The organism is Desulfovibrio piger ATCC 29098 (genome assembly GCF_000156375.1).
Taxonomy (GTDB): Bacteria; Desulfobacterota; Desulfovibrionia; order Desulfovibrionales; family Desulfovibrionaceae; genus Desulfovibrio; species Desulfovibrio piger.
In genome coordinates this window covers 269,559-279,452 of sequence record NZ_DS996351.1, presented here as the reverse complement: position 1 = coordinate 279,452, position 9,894 = coordinate 269,559, and the positions used below count along the sequence as shown (strand labels likewise).

Below are 9,894 nucleotides of genomic sequence, written 5' to 3'. Positions count from 1 at the left end.
CTTTATTGGGGAAAGAGCTTCTGCAAACGACGGCACGGTCCCCAATCGTTACAAGTGTGCAGTGATCCGTCGGCCCGGGACATGCCGATACTCTGTAAGGCTTCGGAGCAGCACATACAGCCGGACGTCCCCTCTTCCGGCATGGTGCCTTCCGGCGCAGCCCCTACGAGACAGGGGCCTTTTGCACTGCGGCCCGATGCGGCATCCCTGCCTGTCCGCGGGTACCCGTACCGTCCTTTCCCTCTGACGGCCGGGCTCTCCCCTCTCCGCGGTCTCTTTTCTCTCCGCTCTCCGAACCAGCCCATCGGTCTCTTGCCGCCGCCGTGCGGGAATTGGCCCGCACCTGCCCTTCGCCCCCCGCAAAGGACGCCGGCGCCGTCACCGGCCCCTGCCCGCAAAAAACAGAAATTTTCTTGATTTGTGGCAGACCATAGCGCAGGATTTGTCCAGACTGTTCGCTGTGCCGGGCTGCTGCCCGCCATGCTCCGGAAGCCCAAAAGGCTGGCCCGGTCTTTGCCACCGCCATGCACTGGCGACAGGGCAAGGCCAGTCCTTGTGCTGTTTCCGCCGGCCCCGTGCCCGCTCCGTGTCCGTTGCCGCAACCTTCCGGAAAGCGCTTCGCGCTGCCTGGCCGGAAGACGGTGCCCGCGCCGACACGGACATGACGACACGGCAAGGACGCACGCCCTTCCGGCGTGCAGCCCCTCCACAGCACCGGGGGACCGGAGCGGGATGGCTGCCCGAGGCGCTGCGACACAGTCCCATGGACCTGAATAAAAAGTTTTGGCAAGGGTGATGGGGGAGCTCGAGGGGGAAGAGGGAGACCTTTTCCAAAAGGTTTCCCTCTTCCCCCTCGTCCCACCCTTTCGCCGCCTTCACATACAGCACAAGGAGTTATCATGGCCCGGCAGATCTTGCGTATCCGTGACCTGGGACAGTCCACCTTCTGGCAACTGATGCAGATGGAGGGCCAGCCAGCCCCCCTGACCGGCAAGACGGCCCTGCTGCTGGCCGCTGACGGCGCCGACACGCAGGACGTGCTGGCCGCCACGGCCGCGGCCCGTCAGCTGGGCATGGACGTGGACATGCTGCCGCCCGCGCTCTGGGCCCAGGACATGGCCTCCTGTGACCTTCAGGCTCCGCTTTACGCCCATGCCGGGCTCTGCCTGACCGCCGGGCTCAAGGGTGGCGCCCTAGACTGCCTGGCCGCCGGTCTGCCGGGTGCGGTGGTCAATGCGGGCAACGACAAGGGCGCGCCGGGTCAGGCCCTGGCCGACCTGGCCCTGCTGGCCGCCCGGCACGGGGACTGGGAGAGCCTGCGCATCTCCTGGCTGGGCGGTGCCCAGTGCGGCCTGGCCTGCGATCTGATCACGGCCGCCATCTACGCGCCCTTCGAACTGTTCATGGCCCTGCCCGAATGGGGCGAGCCCGATCATTCCCTGCTGGACATGGCCCTGCGTGCGGGCGCCAAGATCTTTTTGAGCCGCGATCCCGAACTGGTGCTGGAGAACGCCCACGCCGTGTACATGGGCCACGGTCCGGAACAGTGCGCCGCCGCGCCCCTGACCAGCGGCTGGCCCCTGACGGACGAGCTGCTGGCCCTAGCCGCCGAGGACGCCGCCGTGCTCTCTTGGCATGGCATTGCACCTGCCGACCGGGCTTCGGATACCGCCCTGCGCCGTGCCGCGGCCTTCTGGCCGGAACGGATGGCGGCCCGCCGCCTCATGGAGGCCCGCCTGTACGCCCTGGCCTGTGACAGCCTGTAGGAGCCCTCATGGACAGCATCTGCATGCCCACCGGTTGTGAGGACATCTTCGCGGAAGAGGACAGCGGCCCGGCCTGGCCCCAGCGGCTGGAAGCCTTCCGGGTACCTGACGAACCGCGCGCCGCAGCTTACGAGGGCACGCCCGCACATCTGCGTGCCGCCATCAAGACCGCGCTGGCCCTGCATCAGGCCCACGCCGGAGAGATGGACAGCCGGACCTGCCGGGACGAGCGCTTCCCCCGCCGGGGCTTCCGCCGGACGGTCACGGACGGCCCGGCGCCCTTTGCCCTGGTGGCCTTCCCGGCCTCGCTGCGTTCGCCCGCCCGTCTGGCGGCGGCCCTCATGCCCGCCATCCTGGCCGGTGTCCCGCTGACAGGGGCTTTCTGTCTTGGCGGTGAGCCCACGCCCGAAGTACTGGTGACCCTGGAGCTGGCCGGTGTGGAAGATGCCTTTGCCCTTCCGGCTGCCGATTTCACGCGCCTGACGGACGAGCTGCCCCGGTGCCGCGTGGTCCTGCTGCACGGTCTGGACGAGGCCGCCCTGCCGGAACGCCACAAGCTGCCGGGACGCATCTGGCGCGAAGACGCCCTGCCCCTGTTCCTGCTGCCGCAGGACGTTGCCGTGGACGAAAAGCTGCTGGCCTTTGCCCACGGCCCGGACTGCGCGGCACAGGCCCTGCGTGGCGAGGCCGCCCGGGCCGTGCTGGACGGCGGGCCTTTGCCCGGCCCCTGCCTGCCCGCCGCCGTGCTGGAGGAGGACGATATCGCCCGGCTGGTCATGGAAGAGGAAAACGGCGCGGTGGAGCTGATGCTCGCGCCCGGCTGCGAGGCCTTCTGGCTGCATCCGGGCCTGACGCCGGACTTTTTCCGCTGCCGTCGCCGGGCCTTCAGCCTGCTGTAGCACGCCCGGCCAGAGCAAACGATGACCGCGGCGCCACGGCCGCCCTCAGCCCCGCCGCTTGCGTGACACGGCGGGAAAGCGCATACTTTCGCCATCTTGCCGGGATCCCCCGGCCCACACGTTGACGAGACTGCCATGAAGAACATCCGCAATATCGGCATCATCGCCCACATCGACGCGGGCAAGACCACGCTCTCGGAGCGCATGCTCTACTACAGCCGCAAGATCCACCGCCTGGGGGAAGTCCATGACGGCACCGCCACCATGGACTACATGCCCGAGGAACAGGAGCGCGGCATCACCATCATGTCGGCCTGTACCACCTGCCAGTGGAACGAGCACACCATCAACCTTATCGACACGCCCGGCCATGTGGACTTCACCATCGAGGTGGAGCGCTCCCTCCGCGTGCTGGACGGTGCGGTGGGCGTGTTCTGCGGCGTGGCCGGTGTGGAACCGCAGTCCGAGACGGTCTGGCGGCAGTCGGAGAGCTTCGGCGTGCCCAAGATCGCCTTCATCAACAAAATGGACCGGATGGGCGCCGACTTCGCCAATGTGCTGGAAGGCATGAAAAAACGTCTGGGCGCCAATCCCCTGCCCCTGACCATCCCCAACGGGGAGGGCGAGGCCTTCGACGGCGTGCTGGATCTGCTGGCCCGCGAGCATCTGGACTTCGATCAGGCCGACCAGGGCCGCACCGTGACCCGCCGCCCCTGGAGCAAGGCGGAAGCCGCTGTGGCCGAGCCCTGGCGGGAAAGCCTGCTGGAGCATCTGGCCGAGGCCGACGAGCCTTTCCTCGACCTGTATCTAGGCGGGGAATACAGCCTGGACGACGTGCGCGCCGCCCTGCGCCGGGCCACCCTGAGCCGGGCCGTGACCCCGGTGCTCTGCGGCTCCGCCCTGCGCAACAGTGGCGTACAGCCCGTGCTGGATGCCGTCTGCGACCTGCTGCCCTCGCCGCTGGACGTGCCCGCGCCCGTGGGCCGCGACAGCGAGGGCAACAAAGTGCCCGTGCCTCCCGATGCCGCCGCGCCCGCCGTGGTGCTGATCTTCAAGGTGCTCATGGAGAACGGCCGCAAGCTGGCTTTTGCCCGCGTCTACGCAGGCAGTCTGCACGAGGGCGACGCCCTGACCAATACCGCCGCCAAGACCGAGGACCGCATCAGCCGCATCTACCGCATGCATGCCGACCGCCGCGAGCAGCTGGAAAGCGCCTCCACCGGCGAGATCGTGACCCTCGTGGGCCTGCGCGGCGCGCACACCGGCGAGACCTATTGCCACAAGAGCCGCCTGCTGGCCCTGGAAGCCATCGACTCCTACGCGCCGGTCATCACCCTTGCCCTGGAGCCGCGCAATGCCGACGAGGGCAAGGTGCTGGACGAGGCCCTGGAGCGCTACGCCGCCGAAGACCCCACGCTGGAAGTGCGCATGGACGAGGAAACGGCCTGCCGCATGGTCTCCGGCATGGGCGAACTGCATCTGGACGTGCTGCTGGAACGCATGTCCCGCGAATACGGCATCTCCCCCCGGGCAGGGCATCCGCAGGTCATCCTGCGCGAGACCGTGCGCAAGGAAGCCGACGGCCAGGGCGAATTCGACCGCGAACTGGGCAAGGAACACCACTTTGGTCATGTGGAGCTGCATGTGCGTCCCCTGCCGCGCGGCACGGGCAACAGCGTGCTGGTGGGCGACTTTTTGCCCGCCGACGAAGCCGAGGCACGCAAGCTGCTGCCCAAGCCCCTGCTGGACGCCGCCCTGGAAGGCGTGCGCGATGCCTTGCAGAGCGGTGCCCTGACCGGCTATCCCGTGGAGGATGTGGAAGTGACCCTGACCGCCGTGGAACGGCGCGAGGGCCAGACCACCGTGCCCGGCTGCCACATGGCCGCGGGCATGGCCCTGCGCGAGGCCCTAGCCGCGGCATCGCCCGTGGCGCTGGAACCGCTCATGAAGGTGGAGATCAGCGTGCCCGACGAATTCCTGGGCGCGGCCATCAGCCTGTTCGGCACGGCCGGCGGACGTGTGGAAGACCTGGAGGACCGCTCCGGGCTCAAGCATGTGCGCGGGCTGGCGCCCCTGCGCAAACTTTTCGGTTTTTCGACCTCCCTGCGCTCGGCCACCCAGGGCCGGGCCGGGCTCGTACTCACCTTTGACCGCTTCGACCTGCCCTGATGAACGAAAGCACCCAACCCAAGGCCAAGAAAAGTCTGGGCCAGCACTTCTTGCGGCATGAGAGCATCTGCAACCGCATCGCCTCCCTGCTGCTGCCCAAGGACACGGACAACGTCATCGAGATCGGCCCCGGCCCCGGCGCCCTGACCCGCGCCATCGAGGCCCAGCCCCATGCCCGTCTGGTGCTGCTGGAAAAGGACAGCCACTGGGCCGCCGAACGCCAGCGCCTGGGCTCGGCGCGTACCCAGGCCGTGCTGACGGACGCCCTGCGCTTCGACTGGAGCCGCATCACGCCCGACAATCCGTGGAAGATCATCGGCAACCTGCCCTACAACGTGGCCTCGCCCATGATGTGGGACCTGTTCTCCCGCGCCACGGGCCTGGTACGGGCGGCCTTCATGGTCCAGAAGGAAGTGGGCCAGCGCCTGGCCGCCGGGCCGGGCAACGGCCATTACGGGGCCCTGTCGGTCTGGGTGCAGAGCTTTGCCCGGCCGTGCATGGAGTTCATCGTGGGCCCCGGCGCCTTCAGCCCGCCGCCCAAGGTGGATTCCGCCGTGCTCTCCTTCGAGCCCCTGCCCCTGGACCAGCGCCCAGACCGCCCTGATCTGCTGGCCCTGGTCATCAAGGTCTGCTTCCAGCAGCGCCGCAAGCAGCTGGGCAGCATCGCCCGGCGCTGCCCGCTGGCACCGTGGCTTTCCGCAGCCATCGAACAGGCCGGCATCACGCCCACCCTGCGGCCGGAACAGCTCACGGTGGCGGACTTTCAGCATATCAGCCGTTTCGGGGCTTCCTTGCTTGACAACCCCTTGAAAAACTGATTGCCTGACAGGTAGTTTTACAAAAACAACACGCCAGAGGGGATCCGCCCCGCGGCGGACATGGCGTATCACTGACGAGATGAGGAGGATATCCCAATGACCAAGGCTGACCTGGTTGAAAAGATTGCCGCCAAGGCCAATCTGACCAAAGCCGCTGCCGAACGCGCGCTCAATGCCTTCCTGGCTTCTGTGGAAGAATCCCTGGCCAAGGACGACAGGCTGACCCTGACCGGTTTCGGTACCTTCGTGGTGGAGACCCGCAAGGAACGCCAGGGCCGCAACCCCCGTACCGGCGAGACCCTGACCATCCCCGCCTGCAAGATGGTGAAATTCCGTCCCGGCAAGATGCTCAAGGACGCCCTCGACTAGCCGACCCCCATTTTCCGGAAAAGATAAAACAGGCCCCGCCTGTTTTATCTTTTCTCCGCCGCCTCCTCATGGTCCCCAGGACCGCCAAGCCCCGTCCCCGGCCACGCCGGGAAAAGGATCACCCTCATGGACAAGAAATTCTGTTTCGATGCCCTGGCTGAAGAAGGCTTCCAGCCTGAGATCGACGAAGACGGCGACATCTCCTTCCTCGCGGGCGAGATCTCCCTTTCCCTCATCCTCGACGAGGAAGACAAGGACTTCTTCTCTCTGGTCTGCGCCTTCGAAGTGGACGACATGGATCAGCTGGAGCTTTTCTACAGCGCCGCTTCCGAAGCCTCCCGCGAATACCGGATCGCCAAGGCCTACATCGGCGAGATCGAGGACGAATGCTTCGAGATCCGCTTCTGTGTGGAAGGCCTGGCCACGCCGGAACTCTTCCGCAGCAACCTGCGCCGCTATGTGGAGCTGCTGCTGGACATGCAGGAAAGCGTCTTCGACGCCTGCGAAGAAGACGATACCGACGCCGAGTAGCCTTTCCGTCCTTTCGGCACCTTCCGGCAGGGGCCCGCGCCCGCTGCCCTCTCCTTTACGTGTCCTGTAAAAAAATGCTTGCCTTTTTTGGGCATCAGGACTACAAGACTGTCCTTGACCTTGTAAACAAGGTCGAATGACGCCCGCGTCATTGCCCGGCCTGGCCGGAGCTCTCGCAGGAGGGGGTGATATTCGTGCCCGGAGTGTTTCTGAACGAAGACGATTACAACTTCGATATCGCGCTGCGCCGCTTCAAGAAGCAGGTGGAAAAGGCCGGTGTGCTGTCCGAAATGAAAAAGCGCCAGCACTACGAAAAGCCCAGCGTGATGCGCAAGAAGAAGAAGGCTGCTGCCCGTAAGCGCCTGATGAAGAAAATCAGAAAGATGAACATGGCCTAGTTCTCAGGCCTTGCACGTCACCTTTGAACTGCGGAAGGCCCTCGTGGTCTTCCGCAGTTCCTCTTTTCACCCCCTACCCATCCCAACGCCATGAGCCTGTTTGAAACTATCGAAAAAGATTACGTCCAGGCCTACAAGGCCAAGGACGCCGTGCGTCTGACCGTCCTGCGCCTGCTCAAGACCGCCGTCAAGAACCGTCTGGTGGACCTGTGCCGTCCCGGCGGCACCCTGGACGATGCCGAGATGCTCGACCTCATCATCAAGGAAGGCAAGCAGCGTCAGGACTCCATCGAGCAGTACACCACCGCCGGCCGTCAGGATCTGGCCGACAAGGAAGCCGCCGAACTGGCCGTCATCCAGAGCTATCTGCCCAAGCCCCTGACCGAAGAAGAGCTGACCGCCCTCATCGATGCCACCATCGCCGAAGTGGGCGCCACCTCGCCCCGCGAGATGGGCAAGGTCATCTCCGCCATCATGGCCACCCACAAGGGCCGTGTGGACGGCAAGGCCCTTTCCGCCGCCGTCAAGGCCCGCCTGACCGCCTAAGAGCCTCATGATCCACAGCCGTACTCTCCACGCGCTCGAATTCCCGCAGATCACGGAGCACCTCGCCAGCCTGTGCCTTTCCCCGGCCGGTCGCGAGCGTGCTCTCGAGCTGCGTCCGCTGGAAGACGCCGCCGCCGTCACCCATGCGGCGCGCCTGTATGACGAATCCGCCGTCTGGGCCGCCCGTCCCATGGGCGAGGGCGGCTTTGCCCTGGGGTCCTTCCCCGATGTGGGCGCCTTCCTGCGGGTGGCCGAAAAGCCCGGCCTGCAGCCCGATACCGATGCCTTCTGGGCCCTACGCGAGATGCTGCGGCTGGCCAAGGCCGCCCATGCCTCCATCGCCCTGCCCGAAGCCGAGGACCAGTGGCCCCACCTGCTGGCCCTGGCCCAGGAGACGCCGCTGCCCGTGCAGCTCACGGCGGCCCTGCTGCGCTGCATCTCCGATGACGGCCTGATCCGCGACGAGAGCTCGCCCGAACTCTTCCAGGTGCGCAGCGAACTGCGCCGCCTGCACCAGAACTGCATGCGCCGGGTCAAGGACTACGCCATGCAGTACAACATGCTGGCCTGGCTGCAGGACGAGTTCATGACCCTGTCCTCGGACCGCTACGTGCTGCCCCTCAAGGCCAACTTCAAGGGCCGCATGCAGGGCATCATCCATGACTGGTCCCAGACCGGCGAGACCTGCTATTTCGAGCCCATGTTCCTGGTGGAGATCAACAACCGCCTCCAGGAGCTGAAGCGCGAGGAGCGCGAGGAAGAGCACAAGGTGCTGGCCTATCTGCGCAGCCTGCTGCTGGCCGAACTGCCCGGGGCGCGTGCCGCCCTGGAACTGCTGGCCCAGCTGGACGTCCTGCAGGCCAAGCGCCGTCTGGCCGCCGAATACGACGGCCGCTGCGTGCCGCTCTCGCCCGTGGAGGAAGGCGTCTGCCTGCTGGAGACCCGCCATCCCCTGCTGGCCCTGGTCAGCCTGCGCCAGCGCAAGGACGAACGCGGCAAGAACGGCGGCCTGCAGCAGGTGCGTCCTCTGGACATCGTGCTGCGTCCCGGCGAGCGGGCCCTCATCATCACCGGCGGCAACGCCGGCGGCAAGACCGTCTGCCTCAAGACCCTGGGCCTGTGCGTGGCCATGACCCTGAGCGGCCTGCCCGTGCCCGCGGCCGCCGGTTCGCACCTGCCCTGGTTCGGCCGTGTGGATGCCTTCATCGGTGACGAACAGAGCCTGGAAGACAACGTTTCCACCTTCACGGCCCAGATCCAGCATCTGGCCAAGGCCTGGAAGCATCTGGACAGCACCGGACTCGTGCTGCTGGACGAATTCGGCGCCGGTACCGACCCCGCCCAGGGCGCTGCCCTGGCCCAGGGCGTGCTGGACGGCCTGCTGGACAAGCAGACCTTCGTGCTGGCCGCCACCCACTTCCCGGCCCTCAAGACCTATGCCCTGTCGCGCGAAGGCGCGCGGGCCGCTTCGGTGCTCTTCGACCCGCAGAGCAAGAAGCCCCTTTTCAAACTGGCCTACGATCAGGTGGGCGCCAGCCAGGCCCTGGACGTGGCGCGCGAGCATGGCCTGCCGAAAAGCATCCTGCGCCGTGCGGAACATTACCTCCTGCAGGACGGGCAGGACACCAGCGCCCTGCTGGGCCGCCTCAATGCCCTGGCCGCCGAACGCGAACAGGAGATCGCCCGCCTGCGCCAGGAGCAGGAGAAGGCCCGCCGCGACACCCAGATCATGCGCGAGAAGACCGAGAAGGAACGCCTGCGCCTGCATGACGAAGTGCGCGCCAAGGCCGGCGAGCTCATGCGCGCCTGGAAGGAAGGCCGCGCCACGCACAAGCAGGCCCTGAAGGAAATGTCGCGCCTGCGTGCCGATCTGGCCGCGCCCGTGGTGCAGGAAGAGACCTCGGTGCTGCCGCAGATCGAACATTTCGCGCCCGGCCAGCAGGTCTTCCATACCGTGTTCAACAAGCGCGGCGTGGTGACCGACGTAGATGAACGCCGCAAGCGCGTGCGCGTGGACCTCAACGGCGTGAGCCTGTGGGCCGCCATGAAGGACGTGCGCCAGAGCGGCCAGTCCGCCCAGGCTGCGGCCCCCCGTGCGCCGCAGCGCGTCTCCCCGGTCAAGGCCGCCATCGCCAACGACGATGCGCCCGCCCTGCGCCTCGACCTGCGCGGCATGCGTGCCGACCAGGCCCAGGCCGAAGTGGAACGCTTCCTGGACAAGGCCCTGCTTTCCGGCTTCAGTGAAGTGGAGATCGTGCACGGCCGCGGCACCGGCGCCCTGCGTCGCCAGATCCATGATTTCCTGCGCTCCTTCCCGGCCGTGGCCCGTTTTGCCACCGCTCCGGAGGATCGCGGCGGCGATGGCATGACCATCGTCAACCTGCGCTAGCACAGCCGG

9 protein-coding genes are annotated in these 9,894 nt (G+C 66.7%); all 9 read left to right on the top strand.

Annotated features, from left to right (window positions below; translation table 11 throughout):
• The first annotated feature begins 899 nt into the window (after positions 1-899).
• The 9 genes from DESPIG_RS01130 to DESPIG_RS01090 all read left to right on the top strand — a co-directional run bounded on the left by DESPIG_RS01130 (position 900) and on the right by DESPIG_RS01090 (position 9,885).
• Complete coding sequence (locus DESPIG_RS01130; protein ID WP_006003946.1) at positions 900-1,766, top strand: Rossmann-fold NAD(P)-binding domain-containing protein; 867 nt, start codon at positions 900-902, stop codon at positions 1,764-1,766.
• Positions 1,767-1,774: 8 nt separating this feature from the next.
• Positions 1,775-2,665, top strand: coding sequence for a hypothetical protein (locus DESPIG_RS01125; RefSeq protein ID WP_006003944.1), 891 nt, complete (start codon positions 1,775-1,777; stop codon positions 2,663-2,665).
• Between the two features lie 135 nt (positions 2,666-2,800).
• Positions 2,801-4,834: an elongation factor G gene (gene fusA / locus DESPIG_RS01120; protein ID WP_006003942.1), complete on the top strand. Its 2,034-nt coding sequence runs from the start codon at positions 2,801-2,803 to the stop codon at positions 4,832-4,834.
• The gene (rsmA, locus tag DESPIG_RS01115) at positions 4,834-5,652 is read left to right on the top strand and encodes a 16S rRNA (adenine(1518)-N(6)/adenine(1519)-N(6))-dimethyltransferase RsmA (protein WP_006003940.1); all 819 of its coding nucleotides are present in this window, start codon (positions 4,834-4,836) and stop codon (positions 5,650-5,652) included. Before fusA ends, rsmA begins: the two co-directional genes overlap by 1 nt.
• A gap of 96 nt (positions 5,653-5,748) precedes the next feature.
• The gene (locus DESPIG_RS01110; protein WP_006003938.1) at positions 5,749-6,021 is read left to right on the top strand and encodes an HU family DNA-binding protein; all 273 of its coding nucleotides are present in this window, start codon (positions 5,749-5,751) and stop codon (positions 6,019-6,021) included.
• Between the two features lie 126 nt (positions 6,022-6,147).
• On the top strand, positions 6,148-6,552 hold the full coding sequence (locus DESPIG_RS01105) for a YbjN domain-containing protein (RefSeq protein WP_006003937.1): 405 nt from the start codon (positions 6,148-6,150) through the stop codon (positions 6,550-6,552).
• A 194-nt stretch (positions 6,553-6,746) separates the two neighbouring features.
• Entirely contained in the window at positions 6,747-6,950 is a 204-nt protein-coding gene (gene rpsU, locus DESPIG_RS01100) for a 30S ribosomal protein S21 (RefSeq protein ID WP_040368982.1), read from the top strand.
• A gap of 90 nt (positions 6,951-7,040) precedes the next feature.
• Positions 7,041-7,496 carry a GatB/YqeY domain-containing protein gene (locus DESPIG_RS01095; protein WP_006003933.1) on the top strand — a complete coding sequence of 152 codons (456 nt, stop codon included), beginning with the start codon at positions 7,041-7,043 and terminating at the stop codon, positions 7,494-7,496.
• A gap of 7 nt (positions 7,497-7,503) precedes the next feature.
• Positions 7,504-9,885 (top strand): endonuclease MutS2, encoded by a 2,382-nt coding sequence (locus tag DESPIG_RS01090; protein ID WP_006003931.1) that lies wholly within the window; start codon positions 7,504-7,506, stop codon positions 9,883-9,885.
• Positions 9,886-9,894 lie beyond the last annotated feature (9 nt).